The sequence below is a fragment of the Sphingopyxis sp. KK2 genome (assembly GCF_001990265.1).
Lineage (GTDB): Bacteria > Pseudomonadota > Alphaproteobacteria > Sphingomonadales > Sphingomonadaceae > Sphingopyxis.
The window spans coordinates 13,168-37,465 of record NZ_LYVN01000011.1 but is presented as its reverse complement, the minus strand read 5'-3'; the positions used below and the strand labels follow the sequence as shown (position 1 = coordinate 37,465).

Annotated in this window: 21 protein-coding genes; 16 read left to right on the top strand and 5 right to left on the bottom strand. The window is 65.6% G+C overall.

The features are described 5' to 3' along the window. Positions 1 to 20 precede the first annotated feature (20 nt). Positions 21 to 1,259, bottom strand: coding sequence for a serine hydrolase (locus tag B1A78_RS03260; RefSeq protein ID WP_218667931.1), 1,239 nt, complete (start codon positions 1,257 to 1,259; stop codon positions 21 to 23). Between the two features lie 251 nt (positions 1,260 to 1,510). Then, complete coding sequence (locus B1A78_RS03255; RefSeq protein ID WP_306171641.1) at positions 1,511 to 2,632, bottom strand: CaiB/BaiF CoA-transferase family protein; 1,122 nt, start codon at positions 2,630 to 2,632, stop codon at positions 1,511 to 1,513. A gap of 91 nt (positions 2,633 to 2,723) precedes the next feature. Here B1A78_RS03255 and B1A78_RS03250 point away from each other — a divergent pair, with 91 nt between their 5' ends. Genes B1A78_RS03250 through B1A78_RS03235 form a run of 4 tightly spaced genes read left to right on the top strand, consistent with a single transcriptional unit; the run spans position 2,724 to position 6,170 of the window. Further along, positions 2,724 to 3,683 carry a hydroxymethylglutaryl-CoA lyase gene (locus B1A78_RS03250; protein WP_256837440.1) on the top strand — a complete coding sequence of 320 codons (960 nt, stop codon included), beginning with the start codon at positions 2,724 to 2,726 and terminating at the stop codon, positions 3,681 to 3,683. After that, positions 3,683 to 4,369 carry an isochorismatase family protein gene (locus B1A78_RS03245; protein WP_218667930.1) on the top strand — a complete coding sequence of 229 codons (687 nt, stop codon included), beginning with the start codon at positions 3,683 to 3,685 and terminating at the stop codon, positions 4,367 to 4,369. Before B1A78_RS03250 ends, B1A78_RS03245 begins: the two co-directional genes overlap by 1 nt. Next, entirely contained in the window at positions 4,369 to 5,259 is an 891-nt protein-coding gene (locus tag B1A78_RS03240; RefSeq protein ID WP_077145574.1) for a polysaccharide deacetylase family protein, read from the top strand. Before B1A78_RS03245 ends, B1A78_RS03240 begins: the two co-directional genes overlap by 1 nt. Continuing rightward, entirely contained in the window at positions 5,256 to 6,170 is a 915-nt protein-coding gene (locus tag B1A78_RS03235; protein WP_077145573.1) for a polysaccharide deacetylase family protein, read from the top strand. The genes B1A78_RS03240 and B1A78_RS03235 overlap by 4 nt, the downstream gene beginning before the upstream one ends. 3 nt (positions 6,171 to 6,173) lie before the next feature. On the opposite strand, the gene B1A78_RS03230 is transcribed toward B1A78_RS03235, so the two are convergent. Next, a complete protein-coding gene (locus B1A78_RS03230; protein ID WP_077145572.1) occupies positions 6,174 to 6,938 on the bottom strand; it encodes a GntR family transcriptional regulator in 765 nt (254 codons plus the stop codon). Positions 6,939 to 7,292: 354 nt separating this feature from the next. Here B1A78_RS03230 and B1A78_RS03225 point away from each other — a divergent pair, with 354 nt between their 5' ends. The 6 genes from B1A78_RS03225 to B1A78_RS03200 all read left to right on the top strand — a co-directional run bounded on the left by B1A78_RS03225 (position 7,293) and on the right by B1A78_RS03200 (position 14,396). Beyond that, a complete protein-coding gene (locus B1A78_RS03225; protein ID WP_077145571.1) occupies positions 7,293 to 8,702 on the top strand; it encodes a 3-isopropylmalate dehydratase large subunit in 1,410 nt (469 codons plus the stop codon). Then, positions 8,702 to 9,325 carry a 3-isopropylmalate dehydratase small subunit gene (leuD, locus tag B1A78_RS03220; RefSeq protein ID WP_077145570.1) on the top strand — a complete coding sequence of 208 codons (624 nt, stop codon included), beginning with the start codon at positions 8,702 to 8,704 and terminating at the stop codon, positions 9,323 to 9,325. Before B1A78_RS03225 ends, leuD begins: the two co-directional genes overlap by 1 nt. Before the next feature lie 91 nt (positions 9,326 to 9,416). Then, positions 9,417 to 11,564, top strand: coding sequence for a TonB-dependent receptor (locus tag B1A78_RS03215; protein WP_083733786.1), 2,148 nt, complete (start codon positions 9,417 to 9,419; stop codon positions 11,562 to 11,564). Next, entirely contained in the window at positions 11,561 to 12,424 is an 864-nt protein-coding gene (locus B1A78_RS03210; RefSeq protein ID WP_077145568.1) for a hypothetical protein, read from the top strand. Before B1A78_RS03215 ends, B1A78_RS03210 begins: the two co-directional genes overlap by 4 nt. Before the next feature lie 13 nt (positions 12,425 to 12,437). Beyond that, complete coding sequence (locus B1A78_RS03205; protein WP_179101964.1) at positions 12,438 to 12,983, top strand: ureidoglycolate lyase; 546 nt, start codon at positions 12,438 to 12,440, stop codon at positions 12,981 to 12,983. A 90-nt stretch (positions 12,984 to 13,073) separates the two neighbouring features. Continuing rightward, positions 13,074 to 14,396: an MFS transporter gene (locus B1A78_RS03200; RefSeq protein WP_077145566.1), complete on the top strand. Its 1,323-nt coding sequence runs from the start codon at positions 13,074 to 13,076 to the stop codon at positions 14,394 to 14,396. A gap of 45 nt (positions 14,397 to 14,441) precedes the next feature. Here B1A78_RS03200 and B1A78_RS03195 read toward each other — a convergent pair whose 3' ends face one another. Further along, positions 14,442 to 14,741, bottom strand: a complete 300-nt coding sequence (locus B1A78_RS03195; RefSeq protein ID WP_077145565.1) for a hypothetical protein — start codon at positions 14,739 to 14,741, stop codon at positions 14,442 to 14,444. Then, positions 14,738 to 15,769 (bottom strand): class I SAM-dependent methyltransferase, encoded by a 1,032-nt coding sequence (locus B1A78_RS03190; protein ID WP_218667929.1) that lies wholly within the window; start codon positions 15,767 to 15,769, stop codon positions 14,738 to 14,740. Before B1A78_RS03190 ends, B1A78_RS03195 begins: the two co-directional genes overlap by 4 nt. 697 nt (positions 15,770 to 16,466) lie before the next feature. On the opposite strand from B1A78_RS03190, the gene B1A78_RS03185 reads away from it, so the two are divergent. The 6 genes from B1A78_RS03185 to B1A78_RS03160 are packed head-to-tail and all read left to right on the top strand — an operon-like array spanning position 16,467 to position 24,119. Then, the gene (locus B1A78_RS03185; RefSeq protein ID WP_077145563.1) at positions 16,467 to 18,014 is read left to right on the top strand and encodes a hypothetical protein; all 1,548 of its coding nucleotides are present in this window, start codon (positions 16,467 to 16,469) and stop codon (positions 18,012 to 18,014) included. Further along, on the top strand, positions 18,011 to 18,511 hold the full coding sequence (locus B1A78_RS03180) for a biotin/lipoyl-containing protein (RefSeq protein ID WP_077145562.1): 501 nt from the start codon (positions 18,011 to 18,013) through the stop codon (positions 18,509 to 18,511). Before B1A78_RS03185 ends, B1A78_RS03180 begins: the two co-directional genes overlap by 4 nt. Before the next feature lie 2 nt (positions 18,512 to 18,513). Then, positions 18,514 to 19,881 carry an acetyl/propionyl/methylcrotonyl-CoA carboxylase subunit alpha gene (locus B1A78_RS03175; protein WP_077145561.1) on the top strand — a complete coding sequence of 456 codons (1,368 nt, stop codon included), beginning with the start codon at positions 18,514 to 18,516 and terminating at the stop codon, positions 19,879 to 19,881. 3 nt (positions 19,882 to 19,884) lie between these two features. Continuing rightward, positions 19,885 to 21,339: a pyruvate carboxylase gene (locus B1A78_RS03170; protein WP_077145560.1), complete on the top strand. Its 1,455-nt coding sequence runs from the start codon at positions 19,885 to 19,887 to the stop codon at positions 21,337 to 21,339. 12 nt (positions 21,340 to 21,351) lie between these two features. Beyond that, on the top strand, positions 21,352 to 22,896 hold the full coding sequence (locus B1A78_RS03165) for a class I adenylate-forming enzyme family protein (protein WP_218667928.1): 1,545 nt from the start codon (positions 21,352 to 21,354) through the stop codon (positions 22,894 to 22,896). Further along, on the top strand, positions 22,896 to 24,119 hold the full coding sequence (locus B1A78_RS03160) for a thiolase family protein (protein WP_077145558.1): 1,224 nt from the start codon (positions 22,896 to 22,898) through the stop codon (positions 24,117 to 24,119). Before B1A78_RS03165 ends, B1A78_RS03160 begins: the two co-directional genes overlap by 1 nt. Positions 24,120 to 24,298: the final 179 nt, after the last annotated feature.

Sequence of the window (24,298 nt, the reverse complement as noted above, 5' to 3'; positions counted from 1 at the left end):
CTGATCAGGAGGCGCTTCGATCAGATCAGCGATTTCAGCCGATCGATCCCCGTTGCCTCCCGGACGATCCGGGCGGCGAGGGCATTGCCGTTCGCGGCGTTGGTGAAGACGATGATCGCCCGGCCATTGCGGGCATCGCCGACGCCCAGCGTCTTGAAGATCCCGTAATTGCTGCCGCTGTGCTGGAACAGCGGACCTCCCGGCGATTGTTCGAGCTCCCAGCCCAGCCCGCGCGCGATGTCGCGGCCGCGCACTTCGATCTGCGGGGTGAGCATCGCCTGCCGGCTCGCCTCGCCGATCTCCCAGTCCGCTCGCGCCGGCCGGTCCATCATCAGCAGCATGAACCGGGCATAGTCCGACGCGGTCATCAGCAGCCCGCCCGCCGAATTGACCAGCAGGTCGTGCGTCGACGGCGGCGTTTTCGGGTCGGTCTCGCGCATCGCCGCGATCGAATCCTCATAGGTCCAGGACGCGATCGGCTTGCGCCATTTCGACGCGACCCGCAGCAGCCGGTCGCCGAGTTCGCGCGTCGGCTGGGCCGGGAGCGCCTGCTCGCCCTCGGGCGGTTCGGAATGGCCGAACACCCCCGCTTCGGCGATCGCCTCGTCCCAACCGAAGCTGCTGTGGCGCATGCCGGCGGGGTCGAACAGCTTCGCCTTCATGACGCTGCCAAGGCCCATGCCCATGATCGTCTCGATCACCAGTTGCAGCCAGATGAAGGCTTCGCCCGAATAGCTGTAGCGCGACCCGGGCGCGCTGCGCGTGACGAGCGGTTCGGACGCCCAATTGGGCAGGCCGGTCGAATGTTCGAGCACATGCCGCGCCGTGATGCGCTCGAGATTCGGGTCGTCGCCCAAATGCGCCGGCCGGCAATAGGCGACGAGCGGCGTATCGAGGTCGAGGCGCTTTTCGTCAGCCAGTCGCATCGCGACATAGGCGAAGACGGGCTTGGTCATCGATGCGGCTTCGAACAGGGTCTCGTCGTCCACCGGATCGCCGGTCAGGATATTCTTCACGCCGAAGCTGCGGCTCCAGGCGAGGCGTCTGCCATCGACGACCGCCATCGCGATGCCGGGCACCCCGGCGATCCGCATGAGCCGGGGTATTTCGCGTATCAGCTCGTCGGACGGGATCCAGCCGGCCCGATCGTTCGGGCATGCGGTTCCGCTCTGCGCGCGGGCAGACACCGCTGCGCCTGCGACGAGCGCTGCCGATCCGGCGATCAACGTCCGCCGCCCGAGCATCGTCGCAGCACTCATCGGACCCGGCGCGGCAGGAGAGCCGTCCCCACGGGGTAGGATCGGAAGCGCGACGGCATGGCAGGGGGGCGGGCACGCCGCGCGGCAAACAGACAGGACAAGCGCCGCATGGCTTCCACTTCCGATCAGTCGTCTCGCCTCCGCATGGCGAGCCGGATTGGGGATGCTCTCGTTGCTAGCCAACCCAAGCGCCGCTGCAAAGACTGTTCCCAAAGGCGGCTGCCTGCCATCGCGATCTTGGTGGCTTCAGATCATGCCTCGCCGACCTCCGCCAGGACGGCGGCAAGGTCCCCGTTGATGGCTGGAATGTCACGGCGCAGCGCCATGCGTTCGCCGTCGATCTCGAGCGGGAGGCCGGGAAGGAAGGTCTTGCGATCGGCTGAAATCGACACTTCGACCAGGCCGCCCGACTGCACCAAATGGGGGTCGTCGAACAATTCGTCGGGCCGCGCGATCGGCGCGAACGGAAGGCCGAGCGCTTCGAGCTTCGCGACCAGGTCTTCGCGCGCCATCGATGCAAAAAGCGCGCGGACCTGCGGCAGGATCGCGTCGCGCGCCTCGACGCGCTGGTTGTTGAGGGCATAGTCGGGATTGCCGCCGAGTGCGGCGAGATCGAAGGCGGCGCAGAAAGCCTTCCACTGGCCGTCGCTGACGACCCCGACGAACAATTGCTCGCCTTCGCGCGCGGTTTCGAACACGTCGTAGATCGCCCAGGCCGATACGCGCACCGGCATCGGCTGCGCGGCCTTTCCGGTCACCGCCATCTGCGCCATATGCTGGCCGACAAGGAAGGCGGTCGTTTCATAGAGCGCGCATTTGACCTCGGCGCCCTTGCCGGTGCGGTGGCGCCGCTCGAGCGCCGCGAGGATGCCGATCACCCCGAACATGCCGCCGGTGATGTCGACCACCGACGATCCGGCGCGGAGCGGGCGTCCCGGCGGGCCGGTCATATAGGCGAGCCCGCCCATCATCTGCGTCACCTCGTCGAGCGCGGTGCGCTGTTCATAGGGTCCCTTGAGGAAGCCCTTGGCCGAACAATAGATGAGGCGCGGATTGTCTGCCGACAGCGCCGCATAACCAAGGCCGAGCTTGGCGAGCGTGCCGGGACGGAAATTCTCGATCAGGATGTCCGAGCGCGCCACGAGCTTGCGCGCGATCCTCAGTCCGCGCTCCGATTTCAGGTCGAGGCAGATGCTGCGCTTGTTGCGGTTGAACATCGGGAAATAGCCCGCGCCCGACCCGAGCAGCTTGCGCGTCTGGTCGCCGCCCTCGGGCTCCACCTTGATCACGTCGGCGCCCAGATCGGCCAGGATCACGCCGACCGACGGCCCCATCACCATGTGCGAGAACTCGACGACCCTGATCCCGGCCAACGGCAAATTTTCTTGATCCAACACCGATTCCCCTACTTGGCAGATGGTCATTTTGATATATAGTTATGACAAATTAGCAAGGGCCGGATTTGTGACAGACCGAACGAGCGCAATCGACATATTGGTGAGCGAGGTGGGGCCGCGCGACGGGTTGCAGAGCGTCGCGACGATCATGTCCACCGAGGCGAAAAAGGCGTGGATCGCGGCCGAAGCCGCCGCCGGGGTGCGCGAGATCGAGGTCGGCAGCTTCGTGCCCGCCAGGCTGTTGCCGCAGCTGGCCGACACCGCCGACATCGTCGCCTTTGCCAAGACGATCCCGGACCTGACCGTCGCGGTGCTGGTGCCAAATGCGCGCGGCGCGGCGGCGGCGATCGCGGCGGGGGCGGACAAGATCACGCTGCCGCTGTCGGTGTCCGAAACACACAGCCTCGCCAATCTGCGCCGCACCCACGAACAGGTGATCGACGAGGCGGTCGCGATCGGCAAGCTGGTGCGCGAGGCGCCCGAGGGTCGCCGCCCGCATTTCGAGGGCAGCCTGTCCACCGCCTTCGGCTGCACGCTCGAGGGGGCGATCCCCGACGCGCAGATCGCGCGGCTCGCGGCGGCGCTGATGGATGCGGGCTGCGACGAGGTCGGGCTGTCGGACACGACGGGCTATGCCGATCCGGCGGCCGTCAAGCGGCTGATCAAGCTCGTGCGCGGCGTCGTCGGCGATCCTGCGCTGACGGGCATTCATCTGCACAATACGCGCGGGCTGGGGCTCGCCAATGCGCTCGCGGCGCTCGATGCCGGGCTGACGACGCTCGACGCGTCGCTCGGCGGCATCGGCGGCTGTCCCTTTGCACCCGGCGCAAGCGGCAATATCGTCACCGAGGATCTGGTGTTCATGCTCGAGGCGATGGGGCTGCGCACCGGGATCGACATCGACCGGCTGCTGGAGGTGCGCGCGATCGTCACCGCCGCGCTGCCGCAGGAAGAAATGTTCGGATTCTTGCCCGACGCGAAACTGCCCTTGGGCTTCGCGCCGGCTACGCTGCTGGAGGCTGCATGATGAGCGATATCGTCGGGACGCGCATGGTTTCGGACGGCAAGACCGCCCGCCAGATCTTCGAAGAGGTGATGGCGAACCCCGCGCGGTCGAAATTCGGCTTCGGCGAAAAGCTGGCGATCGTGAACGTTGATTTCCAGAACGCCTATACGCGGATCGACCGGTACAAGACCGCCTATGAAACCGACCCGCGTCAGATCGACTATGTAAATACGATTTCGCGGCTGGCGCGCGCGAAGGGCATGCCGGTGGTCTGGACGCATGTCGCCTATGCCGATGACGCCAGCGACGCCGGCGTCTGGGGCACGCGCACCGATACGCCCGACAGCCTGCAGAACATCAAATATGACAGCGACCGCCACGCCTTCGACGATCGCTGCGAGATCGATGCCGCAAGCGACGCGATCTATACCAAGCGCATGCCGTCACCCTTTTTCGAGACGCCGCTGCAGAGCCTGCTCGTCTGGCACAAGGTCGACACGGTCGTGATCACCGGCGGCTCGACCTCGGGCTGCGTCCGCGCCGCCGCGGTCGACAGTTTGAGCCGGGGGTATCGCACGATCGTTCCGATCGAGACCTGCGCCGACAAGCATGAAAGCTACCATTTCGCCAACCTGACCGACCTCCAGCTCAAATATGCCGATGTCGAGCCGGTGCAGACGGTGATCGACTGGCTGGAGGCCCGCTGATGCGCGAAGGCGAAAAGGATCCGGGGCTATACGATTTCCGCCCCTATCGGGACCGGCCGCCGCTCGCATGGCCCGGCGGCAAGTCGGTCGCGGTATGGGTTTCGCCCAATATCGAATTTTACGAACTCGACCCGCCGGCGAACCCGCATCGCAAGAGCTGGCCGAAGCCGCATCCCGATGTCGTCGGCTATGGTCACCGCGATTACGGCAACCGCGTCGGCCATTGGCGCATGGCCGACGCGATGAGCAAGCATGGCTTTCCGGGATCGGTCAGCCTGTCGGTCGCGATGTGCCAGCATTTGCCCGAGGTGGTCGCCGACGCCAATGATCGCGGCTGGGAATTTTTCAGCCACGGCATCTACAACACCCGCTACAGCTACGGCATGGATGAGGCGCAGGAGCGCGCGCTGATCGAGGATTCGATCCGTACGGTGCGCGAGGCGACGGGGCAGGTGATCAAGGGCTGGCTCGCCCCCGCGCTGACGCACACGCCGCGCACACTCGACCTGATCGCCGAATATGGGCTGCGCTATACCTGCGACCTCTATCACGACGACCAGCCGGGCGAGGTGCATGTAAAGTCGGGACGGCTGATCTCGATGCCCTACAGCCTCGAGGTCAACGACCATTATGGCTTCTTCGTCTACAACATGTCCCCGCGCGAATATGCCGACACGCTGATCCGCCAATATCAGCGGCTCGCCGACGAAGGCGAGAGGAGCGGGGCGGGGACGGTGATGTGCATTCCCTTGCACGCCTATCTGATCGGCCAGCCGCACCGCATCGGGCCGTTCGAGGAGGTGCTGAAGCATATCGCCGCCGACGGACGCGCGTGGATCACGCGCTCGGGCGATATCGCCGACCATTATATGCAGCAGGTGCCGGCATGACCCTCGATCCCGCCTATCTCGACTATCCGCTGCGCAAGGCGGGGATGGATCACGACCATTATCGCTGGTCGAACCTGTTCGAACGGCCGCCGATCGCCTGGCCGTCGGGGCAGGGGGTCGCGGTCGCGGTCGTCATCAACCTCGAATGGTTTCCAATCATCCCCGAGGACAAGCCCTTCCGGGCGCCGGGGCATATGGTCACCCCCTATCCCGACTATCGCCACTATACGGCGCGCGAATATGGTTCGCGCGTCGGCTTCTACCGCATGCTCGACGCCTTGATGCGCGTCCGGGCGCGAGCATCGGTAGCGGTCAATGCGGCGATCGCCACCCGCTATCCGCAGGTCATCGCCGACATTGTCGCGGCGGGGCACGAGATCGTCGCCCATTCGACCGACATGAACGGTACGATCGCATCGGGCCTGCCCGAGGCCGACGAGCGCGCGCTGATCGCGGCGTCGATCGATACGCTCGAACGCGTGTCGGGCAGCCGCCCACGCGGCTGGATGTCGATCGCGCGCTCGCAGTCGTTCAACACGCCGCGCCTGCTCGCAGAGGCGGGGCTTTCCTATATGTGCGACTGGGTGAACGATGAACTGCCCTATCGTTTCGCGACCGGGGCGGGCGATCTGGTCAATGTGCCGATCAATCACGAGCTGTCGGACCGGCAGATCGTGACGGTGCAGCAGAATTCGGCCGATAGCTATGTGCAGCAGATGCAGGACGCACACGTATTGCTGGCGGGCGAGGCGAAGCGCTTTGGCGGGCGGATGCTGCCGCTCAATATCACGCCCTATGTGATGGGGCTGCCCTATCGCATCGACGCGTTCGAACGCCTGCTCGCCCATCTGGCGGAGCAGCCCGGCACCGCCTTTCACACCACCGGCGAGATTGCCGGCGCGCTCGGCTGAACGTCAGAGCGCGACGCCGTGCAGGTCGAGCCGGATCTGATAGCGGTCGGGGCGGAAATGCGCCTGGATATGCTGGATCGGCCGCTTGTCGGCGTCATAGACGGTGCGGCTGACGCGCAGCAGCGCCGAGGCGATATCGACCTGTAGCGCGGCGGCGAGCGCGGCGTCGGCCAGCGTCGCGCTGATGATCTGGTCGGCGGCGCCGATGCGGATTCCCGCTTCCTTGATCAATGCGAGCATCGGCGTCTTGCCGAGCGAAGCGGGGGTCAGATTGACCCCGAGCGACGCAGGCACATGCGTCACATAATGGCCGAGCGGAGCATCGTCCTGCCAGCGCACGCGCACCGCGCGCACCAGCGCGGTCCCGGCCTCGACCGCGAGCATTTCGGTCATTGGCGCGGCTGCCGGGACGGTTTCCAGATCGATCAGCTTGACCTGCGTGTTGCGGCCAAAGGCGAGCAGCGATTCCATCGCCTGGTCGATATCGCCCTCGATCGGCTTGGCGGCGGGCTGGAAGGTGACGATCGTGCCGACGCGCTGCTTGCGCGCGACGAGACCTGCCTGCGCCAGTTCGTCGAGCGCGCGGCGCGCGGTGATTCGCGACACGCCGAAACTGTCGGACAATTCCTGCTCGGTCGGCAGCCGCGAACCCACGGCACGCTCGCCGGTCGCGATCTCACCGCGCAGCTGGAGGAAAATCTGGTGGTACAGCGGCACGGGCTGGAACCGGTCGACTCCCGTCGCCGCATCCTCGATCCGTCTGGCCATCGAACCCCGTCTCCCCCTGTCGCCATGCGACGCATAGCATTGATATACAATCTATAACAATTGCGGAAACGCAGGGCGCCGCACGCGTCGGCCGGCAGCCCGGCTATCCGCCGTTCGCGCCATAGCCGCGCGCGCCCTCCGATCGACCGCCATAAAACTTGCCGCGTTGCAATTTTATGTATTGTCCTATCATTATATCAAATATATTGTCCTATACATATACCAAATCGGAGTCGGGCGCGAGGGGTGCCCGATCCGCAGCGGTAGGGGGACCATGACGGACCAGGGTCATCTTTTTGCGTATGCAGCCCAAGGCTTTGAAGGACGCTTCACCGCGTCCGGGCTGCGCGACTGATGGCCGGCGGCCGGACCCTGTTCGACAAGATCTGGTCGATGCACCGGGTCGCGACGATCGACGATGCGAGCGACTTGGTCCTGGTCGATCGGATCCTGCTCCATGAGCGGACCGGCGCCGTCGCTCTCAGGAGCCTCGCCGCTGCGGGGCGCTGCGTATTGGCTCCGCGCCAGTCGTTCGTCGTCATGGATCATGTGGTGGACACGCAACCGGGTCGCACCGACGCCACCATGATCCCGTCCGGTTCAGCCTTTATCACGGCGACGCGTGACGCCGCGAAGGCGGCCGGACTCACCCTGTTCGACCTTGGCGATGCCGAACAGGGCATCGGCCATGTCATCTCGCCCGAACTCGGCATCGTGCTGCCCGGCGCGACTTTGGTATGTCCCGACAGCCACACCTGTTCGCAAGGTGCGCTCGGTGCGCTCGCCTGGGGCATCGGATCGACTGCCGCCGAACATGCGCTCGCGACCTCGACGCTGCGCGTCAAGCGGCCGAAAACGATGCGGATCACGATCGACGGCGCGCTCGCGGCCGGCGTCACCGCCAAGGATCTGGCGCTTTATCTGCTCAGCCGCTTCGGTTCGGCGGGCGGGGCAGGGCATATCGTCGAATATGCCGGATCGGCGGTATCGGCGCTCGACGTCGAGGCACGGTTGACCCTGTGCAACATGGCGACCGAATTCGCCGCCTTTTCGGCGATCATCGCCCCGGACGACAAGGTGTTCGGCTATCTGAAGGGTCGTCGCTACGTGCCCGCGGGTGCCGAATGGGGCGCCGCGCTCGCGTCGTGGCGCGATCTGCGCAGCGACGATGACGCGGTGTTCGACACCGAATATCGCATCGATGCGCGCGACGTCGCGCCGATGGTCACATGGGGTGTCAGCCCGCAGCAGGCGATCGCGCTCGACGGCGAAGTGCCCGATTTCGAAAAGGTCGAAGACCGCGATCCGCGCGAACTGCACGACCGCGCGCTTGCCTATATGGACCTTCGCCCCGGCATTCGCATGACGGGGCTGCCGATCGACGCCGCCTTCATCGGATCGTGCACCAACAGCCGCCTGTCGGACCTGCGCCGCGCCGCCGCGCTGCTGCGCGGACGCAAGGTCGCCCCGGGCGTGAAAGCGATCTGCGTTCCGGGGTCGACCGACGTGCGCGCGCGCGCCGAGGCCGAAGGGATCGACCGCATCTTCATCGACGCGGGCTTCGAATGGCGCGAGGCGGGCTGTTCGATGTGCTTTTATGCCGGGGGCGAGAATTTCGGTCTGCGCCGCCGCGTGATCAGTTCGACCAACCGCAATTTCGAAAGCCGCCAGGGTCCCGAAACGCGCTCGCACCTCGCCTCGCCCGAAACGGTCGCGGCTTCGGCGATCGCCGGCGTCATCGCCGATCCGCGGGGGCCTTTCTGATGCAGCCCTTCACGGCCCTGACCGCGATCGCCGCGCCGCTGATCCGCGACAATGTCGATACCGATGCGATCATCCCGTCGCGCGAGATGCAGTCGGTGTCGAAGACCGGCCTCGCGGCGGGACTCTTTGCCGGCTGGCGGTACGATCCGGTCGGGTCGCGCGAGCCTGACCCCGGTTTCATTCTCAACGATCCGCGCTTTGCGCCCGCCAAGATTCTGCTGTCGGGCGCCAATTTCGGATGCGGGTCGAGCCGCGAGCATGCCGCCTGGGCGCTCGCCGAATATGGGTTTCGGGCGGTGATCGCCGCATCCTTCAACCCGATCTTCCGGTCGAACTGCGTCAACAACGGCATCGTCCCGGTCGAACTGGAAACGGGCGCTATCGCCGCGATCGCCGCTTCGCTCGGCGACCGACCGGGCGACCATCCGGTCACGGTCGATCTTGAGGCGTGCAGCGTCGCGACCGCCGGAGGCGCGCGCTGGTCCTTCGCCATCGATGCCGAGGCGCGGGCGATGCTGCTCGGCGGCATGGATGCCATCGAACTCACGCTCACGCGGCAGGACAGTATCGCCGCAAAGCGCGAGGCCGATCGCGCCGAGCGGCCATGGATCTATCTAGAGTGAAGATAAATAACTGAAAAATAAAATAATTTTCGGGTGGAACAACAATCTGGAATTTCCATGGCGACATGGGCACAGTGGAGGTGATTGGGTCATGCAATATCGTAAAACCGCATTATTTTTCACGGGCGTGATGCTTGCGGCCGTGCCGAGCCTCGCCATGGCGGCGCAGGCCGAAGCCGAGCCCGCCGCGTCGGAAGCCGCAGCCGATGGCTATGACGAGGGCGTCACCGAAATCACCGTGACCGCGCGCCGCGTATCCGAAGGGCTGCAATCGACCCCGGTCGCGATCACCGCGATCGGCGGCGAACGGCTCGAACAGCTCGGCGCCGTCGACACGCTCGACCTGTCGGGCCGCGCGCCGAACGTCCAGATCGTCCAGACCGGCGCGGGCGCCGGCGCGGCGTCGGTGTTCATTCGCGGCATCGGCAACAATGCGCTCGGCTTCAACCTTGCCAATCCGGTCGGCGTCTATGTCGACGACGTCTATATCCCGCGCCTGCAGGGTTCGCTCGTCGATCTGCTCGACCTCGAGCGCGTCGAGATCCTGCGCGGGCCGCAGGGCACGCTCTATGGCCGCGATTCGACCGTCGGCGCGGTGAAATATGTCAGCAAGGAACCCAGCCTTTATGACTCGGCGTTCAAGGGCCGCGTCGTGGTCGGCAATTTCGACCGCCGCGACCTGCTCGTCGGGGCGTCGATCCCGCTCGTCGAGGGCAAGCTGGCGGTCAAGCTCGATGCGTCGACGCGCAGCCAGGACGGCTATATCGTCGGCGTGAACGCCGCGGGACAGCCCGACGGCCAGCGCGGCAACGGCGTCGACCGCCAGAGCGCGCGCCTCGCGCTGCTGTGGGAGCCCGCCGACGACTGGCGCGTCAGCTATGTCGCCGACATCAACAACGACGATTCGGGCTCGACGATCCCGACCCGCATCGCCTCGCCGACCGGCGGTACCTGCCAGCCCGCGGTCGCGGCCTGCTCGCCGCTGTTCGGGTCGCCCTACAAGTCTGGCATCAACACGCTCGGCGCGGGCTATGCCAAGTCGTGGGGACAGAGCCTGCGCGTCGAATATGACGCCGGCCCGGTCGTCATCAAATCGATCTCGGCCTATCGCGAGCTCGAAGGGCTCGACATCGTCGACCAGACGCGCCTGCCGGGGCAGGGCAATCTGCTCAAGGACCTGAAGAAGCAGGACCAGATTTCGGAGGAACTGCAGTTCAGCTCGAACACCGAAGGTCCGCTGAGCTGGGTCGCCGGCCTCGTCTATTTCCGCGAAGCGATCGAGCATGACGCCAATCTCTACACCACGCATGTCGTCGACGATTATCTGGTGTCGAACAGCTATGCCGCCTTTGCCAACCTGAACCTCGAACCGGTCGAGGGCCTGCATTTCGAGGCCGGCGGTCGCGTCAGCAAGGAACGCCGGATCATCGACCGCGTCGTCACGCCGATCGGCGGCGGCGCGGCGCTGATCAGCGGCACCGAGGACTTCTCGGAATCGAAATTCACCTACAAGCTGGGCGTCGATTATGCCTTCACCCCGACGCTGATGGTCTATGCCTCGCACTCGACCGGCTATCGTCCGGGCAGCTTTGCCAGCACCTATGCCTCGCCGCGCGTGCCCGAAGTCGTGTTCGGCCATACGGGGTCCGAAACCGCGAAGAACAACGAGATCGGGATCAAGTCCGAATGGTTCGGTCGCCGTCTGCGCGCCAATATCGCGGCGTTCGACACGACCTATAACAATATGCAGACGCAATCGACCGCGATCCCGTACAATGTCACCGCGACCGATTTCAAGTTCAAGGGGATCGAGGCCGAGTTCGAGGCGCGCCCGGTGCGCGGCCTGTCGCTGTTCGCCAGCCTCGGCTATCTCGACGCCAAAACGCTGTCGGGCGCCAATGCCGGCAAGCGCCCGCGCCTGACGCCGGAGATCCAGTTCTCGGTCGGCGCCGAATATCGCACGATGGTCGGCAGCGACGCCGAACTGTTCGTCAACATCGACAATGTCCACACCTCGACCTACACCACCGATCCGTCGAACGTGTCGTCGGCAACGCAGGGCGCCTATTCGCTGCTGGGAGCCAGCATCGGCGTCGAATTCGAGGACGGGAAATATCGCGTCTCGGTCGGCGGCAAGAATCTGACCGACTCGGTCTATTTCAACGGCACGTCGCTCAACGTCTCGCAATATTATGGCGCGCCACGCACCGTTTATGCAGAATTTCAGGTGAAACTATGACCCAGGATTATGTCCTCATCGACACCGACACCACGCCGACCGAAGAGGATCCGCGCAACCCCGGGAAGCGCACGCTTCTCCTGCTGTCGCGCGAGGATGCCGGCGGCGGGGTGGTGCGGATCAGCCACTGGCCGTCGGGCTTCACCGAGAGCATCCGCAACATGGCGCATAATGGCCACCGCCATTATCACAACAGCGTCAACGAGCGGCACTATGTCCTCGGCGGCGACTGGACCGCGCTCTATTGGCCGGATCCCAAGGGCGGCCCGGTCGCGACCAAGCTGACGCGGCACCATTACCTGGAAAATCCGCCGAAGGCGCTGCACGGCATCAACCGCAGCATGGGCCCCGAAATCGGCACCAAATTCCTGGTGTGGACCAGCGGTCCCGGCACCGACGTCCACGAACCCGAAGCGGCGACCGAATCCTTCGACGTCGAGTTCGAGGGCGAGGTGCCGGCGGAGGTCGATGGCGTGCCGATCCTGTTCAACGCGCAGGACCGCCCATGGCAGGCACATCCCGAGCAGTCGGGCTGGCTGGTCAAGGAACTGTCGCCCGAACAGGAAGGGCTGCCCGCAGTGACGCTGGTGAACATTCCTGCCGGCGCGGCGGCGCCGGTCGCGGTTGCGTCGCCCGCAGGGGCGGTGGTGAAGCGCTGGCTGTATGTGATCTCGGGCGACCTGTCGCTCGCGGTCGACGGACGGGACGGGGTGACCCCGGCTCGCTTGCGCGAAAACGCCTTTCTGGCGTGGCGCGAGACGGCGGCGGTCAAGGCGGGCGAAGGCGCGCTGAGCGACGGCGGCTGCGTCGCGATCTGCATCGGCCATGTCCTCGGCCGCGATGCCGTGCTCGCGGCATGAGGGGCGGACGGTCATGACCTTTCGCACCCTGACGGTCGAACCCGCGACGCGCGAGAATTTCGCTCCCTATGGGGTGCTCGTCGGGGTCGATCCCGCCGCCAATTCGCGCACCGGCGAATTTTACGGCGACAAGGTCGAACTATGGGCGCCGGGCGGCTTCGTCAGCGACGAACAGACGCGGCTCAGCGTTGCGCGCATCCACGCGCGGCCGCCGCAGGTGATCTGGATGGAGCGGCATTTCAAGCACACCCAGACCTTCCTGCCGCTGGGCGGCAGTTCGTTCGTCGCGGTGCTCGGCGCGCCGACCGAAACGAACCAGCCCGACCCCGACACCGTCCGTGCCTTCTATTTCGACGGCACCGCGGGGGCGCAGCTCCATCTCGGTACCTGGCACGAATTTCCGTTCCCGGAAAAGGATCTGGCCGAGGTCGTGATCATCATCCGCGCCGAAACGCAGGCCAATCTCGAGGTGATCGAGAATGACGAGGCGATCGGCGACGATCTGGAGAAGCGCAACCTCCAGGCGCGGCTGGGCTTCGGCTTCGAATACGCCCTTTAAGAATGGCGCGCGCCTGCCGGGTGCGCGCCTTTTCTCTTTCAACCAGGCGGCGGCCCCGCATGTCGCGGCCGTGCGTGCGGGAGCAATATGATGTCGATCCGGGATAGCGCAGGATATCGTTGGTATGTCGTCTGGCTGCTGCTGCTGGTCTTCATCCTCTCCTATCTCGATCGCTACATCCTCACGTTGATCATCGAGCCGATCAAGGCGTCGATGGGGCTCAACGATTTCCAGGTCGGGTTGCTGCTCGGGCCGGCCTTTTCGCTCTTCCACGTCCTCGTCGGCATTCCGCTCGGCTGGTATGCCGACCGCGCGAACCGCAAATATCTGCTGATCGGCGGCATCATCATCTGGTGCGCGATGACGGTGGGCAGCGGACTCGTCACGACCTTTGCATTGCTGTTGCTGCTGCGCCTCGGCCTCGGCATCGGCGAGGCGGTGGTCAGCCCGGCGTCGGTGTCGATCATCAGCGACTATTTCGACCGCAAGGATCGCGCGCGCGCGATCAGCCTGTTCATGGCCGGACCCTATCTGGGCGCGGGCCTCGCCTTTCTGGGCGGCGGGCTCGTCGTCAAATGGCTCGAAACGCTGGGCCCGATCGACGTTCCGTTCGTCGGCCTGCTCGAACCCTGGCACATGGCGTTCCTTCTCGTCGGCGCGCCGGGCTTTCTCTTCGCCGCGCTGATGCTCACCGTGCGCGAGCCCGAACGGCGCGAAAAGCTCGCGCCCGCGCAGGGTTTCGGCAAGGCCTTCACCTATGTACTCGAACGCTGGCGCGGCTTCGGCGCGCTGTTCATCGGATCGTCGTGCAACGTTGCGATCAGCACGCTGGCGCTGTGGAACATCCCCTTGTTCCAGCGCGTCTATGGCTGGGACATTGCGGCGATCGGTGCGGTCACCGGCATCTTCTATTTCACCGCGGGGCCGATCGGCACCGCGATCGCGCTGTGGGCGCAAAAGAAATTCGCCGAGAATCATATCGACGGATCGATGCGCGTGCTGATCCTCGGCCTGTTCATCGGCGTTCCCGCGAGCGCGCTCTATCCGATCATGCCGACCGCCGAATTCTCGGTCGCGCTGATGTTCGTCGCCTTTATCGGCAAATCGATCGCCACGGCGGGCGGCCCCGCGTCGATGGCGCTGATCACGCCGGGCGAGATCCGCGGCCAGTCGCTCGCGATCTACAACACCTTCATCGCGCTCGTCGGCCCGCTCTTCGGGCCGCCGCTGGTGGGACTGGTCATCGACCGGACGGGCGATCCGGCATCGATCGGCATGGTGCTGTTCGGCTATGTCACGCTGGTCGGCGTGCCGTCGATCCTGTTCCTGCTGCTCGGCCTGCGCCACTATCGCGAGGAGGTTCGCCGGCTGGAAAGCTCGCTGGCGGGCGAGGGGACACCGCAGCCCGCATAAGAAAGGGCGGGATCGCTGCCGCGTCCCGCCCCCTGTTTCCGTTTCTCAGCGGCCGTGTTCGGCGCGCAATGGCCCGCGGGGGTCGCCCGTTTCGGTGACGATCCGCAGCAGGCGGCGCAGCGCGTCATCGAGCTCGGCGCGGCCGCGCTCGCGTACCTCGTTATCGGTCGCGGCCTGATCGACCGCCTCGATGTCGAGCAGCCCGGCGCGCGCGAGTTGCGTCTCGATCGCGATGCGGCGCTGGCGCTCGACGTGGAGCTGCGAGGCGAGCTCGAAAACCAGCGCGGCGATCTGGTCGGGCGCGACACCGTCGAGGTAGCGCCGATCGGCGGGGGACAGGCTCATGCCGCTTTCTCCGCTTCGAGGACCGCCCAGGGGAAATGCCATTCGGCACGCTCGGGCCAGGCGCACTCGGGCAAGCGGCCCGCGCCGCGTTCGTCGAAGGCGACCCAGCGTGCGTCCGTCAGTCCGGCCGCTTCGCACAGTGCCGGGACATCGGCGGCAAGCAGCCCGGGCATGAAGGGTTCGTTGTTGCGTTCGCCATGCTCGACCATCGCCAGGTCGCGGAACGCGTCGCCGGTCCGCGTGAAATCGAGGAAGCGCAATTTCCCGCCGGGCGCAAGGATGCGCGCGCATTCGGCGAGCGTCGCGGCGAGCGCAGGGCGCGGGATTTCGTGGATGAACATCGTCGAGGTGACGAGATCGACCGACGTGTCGGCGAGCCCGGTCGCCTGACCGTCGGCCTGACGGAATTCGATCGCAAGTTCGGCGGCATTGGCGCGGTCGAAGGCCAGGCGCAGGCACGGCGCGGCGAGGTCGACGCCGATCACCTCGGCATCGGGAAAGCGGCGCTTGAGCGGCCAGGTCGACTTGCCGAACCCGCAGCCCAGGTCGACGATGCGGCGATAAGGCAGATCGGGGATCGCGGTCGCAGTGAAGGAGCGGTGAAAGCCGTAATCGTCATTATCGCCGAGCATCACGAGCTTGGCGCCCTGTTCATAGACATCGGCCGAATCATCGTCGCGCCACACGCCGCCGGGCTGGAGGTGGATGTCCCAGCCGGTGTACCAGTCGGGCAGGGCCAGATCGGGATCGAGCGTCAGGCGTGCGGGGCCGCTGCTGTTGCCATGTTGCGACGGTTCGCGCGCCGCCACTGCGTCGGCGACCCCGCGCCACAGCATCTTTTGCGACGCGCGTTCGGTGAAGGCGAACCACGGATAGGCCGGCTGCCGATGCACCGCCGCGCGGATATTGGCCGGGTTCGCCTCGGCCTGAAATTGGGATTTCAGCGCGGGATAAAGCGTATCCGACCAGCGCCCCCGAAGCGCGAGGACGAAGTCGAGCCGGCTGCGTTCTTCGAGTGTGAAATCCATCGACAACATTCCTCCCGGTCCGGTGTTGGCTTCGGTCCGCAAACGGACGATGGGTCAATCGTATATTTGTTATATTGTTAATTCAATATAATATATGGATGCATGACAATGAGCCGTAGGGGATGCCAAACGTGCATGGGCCCTGCATCAACTGGTCGAGACAGTGCGCCTGGAGTTCGGCGCTGCCGACCCTGTCGAGCAGATACACATCGCCCACGTCGGGCGCGGCGGCGACAGGCCCGATTTCTGGAGTGCAAAAGCGATCTAGACCAGCGTCGGATGATCGCCGACGGCGAGGATATGCGGGGTAAGCACGCCGGCGGCGGCGCCGATCTCGAGGGCGCGGTCGGACCGCGGCGTGATCTCTCTCCGGTATTGGATCCTAACAGGGACCTCGCAGCTTGCGCGCGGTCATCGACGTCGGAGGTCGATTCGGTTGACGCGGCGGGCCATCCATTTGCCAAAAGTTGCCGATTTCCGGCCATGACGTGTTTCCGTCACTGTGCGGAAGTTGGCAATGTAAGCATATTAAATCAATCAGATACCTGAAAATCCGTCATTGCTCCGCGCCAAGAAAAGTTCGATTTCGTTCGACGATTTCGCCTAAACACTCTTCCACTTTGGCGCCAAGGGTGCTAGTCGAGCGGTGCGATCAGGGCTTTCGCTGTCGACGAAAGGCCCGGCCAAGGGGTGAGAGATGTTGAATTATACGCGACTGCTGGAGGCCAATAATGCGATCCAGACGCTCGGCGACGATACCTATTGGCTGTGCGTGACGCGAACGGTGCAGGAATCGAAGCTGTTTCCCGTGCCGTCGTACATGCTGCTGTCCTATCTCTGCTGTTTCTATCGCTACCCCGAACTGCTGCGGAAGGTCGAAGCGAAGATGTCGGCCGAGGAGGTCGGCGACCGCGCCCGCGCGATGGGCGGCAAGTTCGGCAATCTGCCGGGCTGGGGGCTGCCGACCTTCTATCTGCTGGGCCGCGAGATGCTGATCAATTTCGGCATGCTGGCGCCCGAGGATGGCGCCGAGGATGTCGCCTATGTCATGGATTTCTGGCGCCGTTTCAAACTGGCGCAGCAGCGCGAGGACGGGCATCTCAATGCGCGCGAATTCGGGCAGCGCGTGCAATTGCTGCCCGAGCGCCGCGTCCAGCGTTTCCACGCCGACCTCCACGCCTGCGTCGCCGGCGACCGGCTGCACAAGGCGGCGCAGGCCTTCCTCGCCACCGTGTCGCAATATGGCTTTCTGGTGTCGTGCGAGAGCCGCGTGTCGCTCAACAACAATGGCCCGTACAAGCTCGATGACGACCGCGAGCTGATCATCCGCGAATTCAGCGACCTCGCCGAGGGTGATTATCCCTGGCTCGACGGCATAGCGGGCGACATCCCGTACAACAATCTCACCGTCACGATGGAGGCGACGGGGTGCCAATTCTACCTGATGGACGATTGGGGCAGCTTTGAATCGCGCCCCGAATTTACTGCCGAGAAACTGACGGGGGTCGGCCTCTATACGTCGGATGCGCTGTCCGAGGGTTTTGTGCCGGTGGGCATGGGGTCTGCCGAGGAACTGGCGGACACCTTCGAGGATCTGACCGAAAAGGTCCGCGTCGCGACGGTCGCGCTGTGGAAGCGCGTCGCGGGATGGACGCGCGACCAGATGATGGACGCCGGTGCGCTCGTCTATTTCTCGATGGCCAAGGATTTCGCGCACATCGCCGGGGTCTATAACGTGAACGACTGGATGACGATCGACCCGCGCGCCGACCGCTTCCGTCCGCTGCTCAACGACGAGTTCGGGCGCGACTTCCTGGGCGAGATGGTCGGGCTGGTCGACCTGCCGACGCAGCGGATCAGCGATTACGCGATGATGCAGCACAACAACAATCCGGTGCGCTATATCTCGCAGGTGCCGTACAGCACGCTGAACCGCGAAGGCGCGGCGCCGAAGCTGGCGCCGATCGGCGAGGGGATCACGCACCTCGGCCCCAAGGCCGATCGCTACACGACGACCGCCGGGGTGCTGACGCTCGACGAATATAATGCACGCGCCGCTGCCTTCGTGCCGCGGCAGATGGCGGCGGACTATCGCTTCCTGTGCGACACGACGGTCAAATATCATGCGAGTGATGAAGCGGTGCAGGCGATGTACCGCGACGAACAGCAATATTCGCGACTGGCGGGCAAGGGCGCGGGGCTGAACCGTGCCGAAATCGAAGCATTGCGGGGGGCGGGCCAATGAGCGGCGTCGACCGGACCGCCGAACTCGAGCAGCTGATCGCCGAGTTCGAGAAATCGGGCCTGCGCGAATTGCACGTGGTACGCGACGGTGTCGAAATCTATCTTTCGAACGACGGCAACAGCATCGGGCTGAGCACCGGGGCGGCGCCGGTCGTCCCCGCGGTGTCGCCGACTCCACTCTCCCCTGCCGCCGCCGGTACGGCATCCCCGTTGCCGGCGGCGGCCCCTTTGGTGCCAGCGGAGACATGGCCCGAAGGCGCCGAGATCATCCGTGCGCCCTATCTGGGCACTTTCTACCGTGCGCCGAAGCCGGGATCGCCCGCCTATGTCGAGGTGGGCAGCGCAGTGACCGCCGAGTCCGAACTGTGCCTCGTCGAGGTGATGAAATTGTTCACCACCGTCCGCGCCGGCAGTGACGGCATCGTCCATGCGATCCTGTCGCCCGATGGCGCGCTGGTCGAGGCCGATCAGCCTCTGTTCGTGATCGTGAAGGGCTGAGCATGGCGATCGGCCGTCTGTTTATCGCCAACCGCGGCGAGATTGCGCTTCGCGTCGCGCGTGCGGCGCAGGCGCTGAATATCGAAACCGTGCTCGGCGTGTCGGAGGCCGACAAGGACAGCGCCGCGGCGCGGCTCGTCGACCGGGTCGTCGTGCTCGGTCCGGGGCCCGCGGCGAAGAGCTATCTCGATGCCAAGCTGGTCGTGCAGGCCGCGAAAGCGACCGGCTGCGATGCGCTACACCCCGGCTATGGCTTTCTGTCCGAACGCGCGATGTTCGCGCAGCTCTGCGAAGAGCATGGCATCCTCTTCGTCGGGCCGCAGCCGGGCATCATCGACGCGCTGGGCGACAAGCTCCGCGCGCGCGAAATGGCGTCGGCGGCAGGCGTGCCGCTGGTGCCGGGCAGCGGCGAGATCGGCAGCGCCGCCGACGCGCGGCGGATCGCCGACGCGATCGGCTATCCGGTGCTGCTCAAGGCCGCTGCGGGCGGCGGCGGGCGCGGCATGGTGATCGCGAACAATGGCGAAGAGGTCGAGGCTGGCTATGGCCGCGCGAGCGCCGAGGCGCTGGCGGCGTTCAACGACGGCACCTTGTTCATGGAGCGCTTCGTCCCCGAGGCGCGCCACGTCGAGGTCCAGCTGATCGGCGACGGGCAGGGCAAGGTCGTCCATTTCGGCGAGCGCGACTGTTCGGTGCAGCGCCGCTACCAGAAGCTGATCGAGGAAGCGCCGAGCGTCGCGATGCCCGACAAACTCCGCGCCGAACTGCACAAGGCGGCGGTCGATCTGGCCGCGAGCGTCGATTACCGCAACGCCGGCACGGTCGAGTTCCTTTACGACGTGATGCGGCAGGAGGTGTATTTCATCGAGGTCAACGCCCGCATCCAGGTCGAGCATCCGGTGAGCGAAATGGTGAGCGGCGTCGACCTGGTGCAGCAGCAATTGCGCGTCGCGGGCGGGCAGGGCCTGTCGATGGAGCAAGGCGATGTCGTTTTGTCAGGCCATGCGATCGAATGCCGGATCAACGCCGAGGACGCCTCGCGCGGCTTCACCCCCGTGCCCGGCACGATCACCCGCTGGGCGCCGCCCGAGGGCGAGGGCATAAGGCTCGACAGCCATATGAGCAGCGGTGCGGCGATCCCGCCCTTCTATGACTCGATGGTCGGCAAGCTGATCGTCCATGGCGCGGACCGGTCGCAAGCCGTGTCGCGGCTGACCGATGCGCTCGACGACTTCATCGTCGAGGGCGTGCCGACGACGATCGACCTGCACCGCCAGATCGTCCGCCACCCCGATTTCATCGCCAACACGTTCCACACGCGCTGGCTCGAACAAGTGATGCTCGCCGAACCGGCGATCGCAGCGGAGTAATCCATGGCGCACATCAAATTCCTCGACGAAACCTGCCGCGACGGCCAGCAGAGCCTGTGGGGCATGCGGATGCAGGCGGGGCAGGCCTATCCGGTGCTGCCGACGATCGACCAGACCGGCTATTCGACGATCAGCCTTGCGGGATCGTCGCTGTTCGAAGTGCTCGTCCGCCATTGTCACGAGGATCCCTGGGCGGGGTTCGACCTGATGATGAGCCAGATCAAGAACACGCCGGTGCGTGGCGGCATCCGCTCGAACGGGTCGGTGACCTTCGGCTTCACGCCGCAGGTGCTGATGGACCTCTGGATGGAGCGCCTCTGCGTCCATGGCGTGCGCAGCTGGTGGATCTACGATGTCCTGTTCAACATCGACAAGATGACGCGGCTCGCCAAGCTGTCGAAAAAATATGACTGCAAGGTCGCGGCGACGATGCTGTTCACGCTGTCGCCGGTCCACGACGACGCCTTTTGGGCGGACAAGGCCGACAAGCTCTCGGCAATCCCCGAGGTCGACAGCCTGCTGCTCTACGACACCGGCGGGGTGCTCGATCGCGACCGGATCAAGACGCTGGTGCCGGCGATCGTCGCCAATGCGCGCGGCAAGCCGGTCGAGATGCATTCGAACAACATGCTGGGGCAATCGGCGAAGGCCTATTGCGACGCGGTCGAGTTCGGCGTCACCGTGCTGCACACCGCCGCGCGATCGATGGCGAACGGCCCGTCGATCCCGTCGATCGACATCATGGTCAAGAATATGGAGACGCTGGGCCACACGCACGACATCGACGTGTCGAAGCTGCAGCCGGTGTCGGATCATTTCCGTAAAGTGGCGAAGACCGCGGGCTACCTGCACGACCAGCATTATGAATATGATGTCACCTCGCTGACATCGCAGATTCCGGGCGGGATGATGGGGACGCTGCGCAACCAGCTGATCCAGCAGAATATGCTCGATATGCTGCCGGTGGTGCTCGAGGAAGTGGGGAAGGTGCGCCGCGAACTCGGCTATCCGGGCATGGCGACGCCCTTTGCGCAGCTGATCGGAACGCTGGCGGTGCTCAATATCGTCACCGGCAAACGCTATGGCGCGATCCCCGACGAGGTGATCCAATATGCCGCGGGCTATTATGGCGAGCCGCCGGCGCCGATCGATCCGGACGTGATGGACCGCATCGCCGCGGCGCCGCGCGCGAAGGAGATTTTCGGCAACCCGCCGCCCGAGCCGACGCTGGAGGATCTGAAGCGCCAGCACGGCACCGACGACGAGGATGAGCTGATCCTGCGCGCGCTGGTGCCCGCGTCGGACATCGACCGGATGCGCGCCGCGGGGCCGCTGAAGCGCGACTATCCGACGATCTCGTCGCCCGAGATGGAGCAGGTGCGGCGACTGATGAAGGTCGCGAACACGCCCTATGTCCAGATCAAGTCGGCCGAACTCGATCTCGTCATGCGGAGATAGCCGCCCATGCGGATGATCGACTATTTCGATCGCGGCGCGCGGATGGCGCATGACAAGCCGTGCATGATCGCGGGCGATACCGCGCGGACCTACGCCGAGGTGTCGGGGCGCAGCCACCGGATCGCACGCGCGCTGATCGCCGACGGCTTTGCTGCGGGCGCGCATGCCGCGGTGCTGAGCGGCAATGCGATGGTCGCGTTCGAGGCGATCCTCGGTATATTGCGCGCCGACGGCGTGTGGGTGATGGCGAACAACCGCGCGGCGGTGGGCGAAAACGCCTATCTGCTCGATCTGCTCGACGTCGATACTTTGTTCGTCCACTCGGAAATCGCCGACCGCATCGCAACCTTTCGCGCCGAATGTCCGAATATCCGCCGCTATATCGCGCTAGACCGACCCTTTGCCGAGGCTGATATCTTCATCGAGGATATGCTCGACAGCTCGGACGAACCCGCGCCGCAGCGGCGCGCGGGGCATGAGGACGAGCTGGCCTTCCTGGGTAATACCGGAGGGACGACGGGGCGGCCGAAGGGTGTGATGCTCTCGAACCGCAACTGGCAGGCGCTCGTGTCGAGCCTCGTCGCGTCGATGCCGATGAAGGTGCCGCCGGTGAACCTCGTCGCCGCACCGATGACGCATGCCGCGGGGCCGCTGGCGCTCGCGAGCATGGCGCTCGGCGGGAGCGTCGTCGTGCTGCCCAAATTCGATCCACCCGCGGTCGTGCAAGCGATCGAGGCGCACCGCGTGACCTATATGTTCCTGCCGCCGACCGCGATCTACATGCTGCTCGCCGAACCCAGCGTGCGGACCGCCGACCTCTCGAGCCTCGAATATATCAGCTATGCCGGCGCGCCGATGTCGCTCGACCGGCTGAAGGAAGCGATCGACGTGCTGGGGCCGGTGATGAACGCCAGCTTCGGCCAGACCGAGGCGCCGATGTGCGTCACCGCCATGCCCCCGCACGAGCATCTGAACGCCGATGGCGAACTCGCGCATCCGGGCAGCTGCGGCCGGGCGAACCTGCTGTCGATCGTCGAGATCATGGACGAGGAGGGCAATATCCTCCCGCCGGGCGAGCGTGGCGAGATCGTCGTGCGCGGGCCGCTGGTGATGGCGGGCTATTACAAGAACCCCGAGGCGACGGCCGAAGTCTCGACCTTCGGCTGGCATCATACGGGCGACATCGGGGTACGCGACGCCGACGGCTGGTATTATGTCGTCGACCGCAAGAAGGACATGATCATTTCGGGCGGGTTCAACATCTATCCCGCCGAGGTCGAACAGGCGATCCTCGCGCATCCCGATGTCCAGGACTGCGCAGTGATCGGCGTGCCCGACGACAAATGGGGCGAAGCCGTGGTCGCAGTCGTCGAGCCGCGCGCGGGCGGCCATATCGACGCTGACGCGCTGCTGGCATCGGCGCGCGAGGCGCTGGGGCCGGTGAAGACGCCGAAAGCGATCGAGATCGTCGCGGCGCTGCCGCGCAGCAATGCGGGCAAGGTGCTGCGCGCCGAACTGCGCCGCGAACGCTGGACCGCGGCGGGGCGGGCGATCTGATGCGCGACGCGGTCATCCTCGGTATCGGCATGACGCCCTTCGGGCGCCACCTCGACAAGAGCCATGAGCAGCTGACGCAATGGGCGGTGCGCGATGCGCTCGCCGACAGCGGGGTGCCGTCCGAGGCGATTCAGATGGCGGTCTATGCCAATGTCATCCAGGGCTTTTTCGCGGGCGAGATGTCGATCCCCGGCGAATATGCGCTGCGCCCGCTCGGCATTTCGGGGGTGCGCGGTTTCCATGTCGAGGCGGCCTGCGCCAGCTCGACCGTCGGGCTGCATGTCGCGGTCGATTATGTCCGCGCGGGGCTGGCCGATTGCGTGCTCGTCGTCGGGGTCGAGAAGCTCTATTCGGACGACCGCGCCAAGAAATTCGCGGTGTTCCAGCAGCCGCGCGATCTGGTCGAGGCCGAGGCCTATCTGGCGAAGACGGCGGGGCTGCTCGCGCCGGTGCCGCCGGGCGGCGAGAGCGTCAGCCCCAATATATTGATGCAGGCCTATGCCGCGCAGGCGCGGCTGCACATCGCGACCTATGGCTCGACCCAGCGCCAGATCGCGGCGGTTGCGGCGAAGGATCATGGCCATTCGGTCCACAACCCGCTGAGCCAGTATCGCAAGGCGATGAGCATCGACGAGGTGCTGGCGGCGCCGACGGTCGCCTGGCCGCTGACCAACCCGATGTGCGCGCCGATCAGCGACGGTGCGTCGGCGGCGATCGTCTGCAGCGCCGATTGGGCAAAGCGTTTCCCCGACGCGCGGGCGGTGCGCGTGCTGGCCGCGGAATCGCAGACGGGCAGCGAGCGGGCGCCCGATGATTATGCGAAGCATGTGACGCGGATCGTCGGTGCGCGGGCCTATGAGAAGGCCGGCGTCGGTCCGGGCGACATCGATGTAGCCGAAGTGCATGACGCGAGCTCGATCGGCGAGATGATCCAGGCCGAGGCGCTCGGCCTGTGCGCGCCGGGCGAGGCGGGTATCGCGGCCGAGCGCGGCGAGACGGCGCTGGGCGGGCGCATTCCGGTGAATGTGTCGGGCGGGCTGGTGTCGAAGGGGCACCCGCTCGGCGCGACCGGGCTGGGGCAGATTTTCGAGCTGGTCACGCATCTGCGCGGAGACGCCGGGGCGCGGCAAGTCGAAGGCGCGCGGATCGCGGTCGCGGAGAATAGCGGCGGCTTTTACGGGGTTGAGGACGGGATGTCGGCGGTGACGATTTTGGGACTTTAGCTCAACCTTCTCCCCTTGCGGGAGAAGGATAGGGAGCCTTATCGCGAAGCGATTAGGCGGACTTGGATGAGGGGTCTGCGAGCCTCCGGCTCGCGCGGTCCTTTGGACCGCAACCCCTCACCCAGCTTCAACCAGGCGGCAAGCCGCCAAGTTTTCGCACCCCTCTCCCGCAAGGGGAG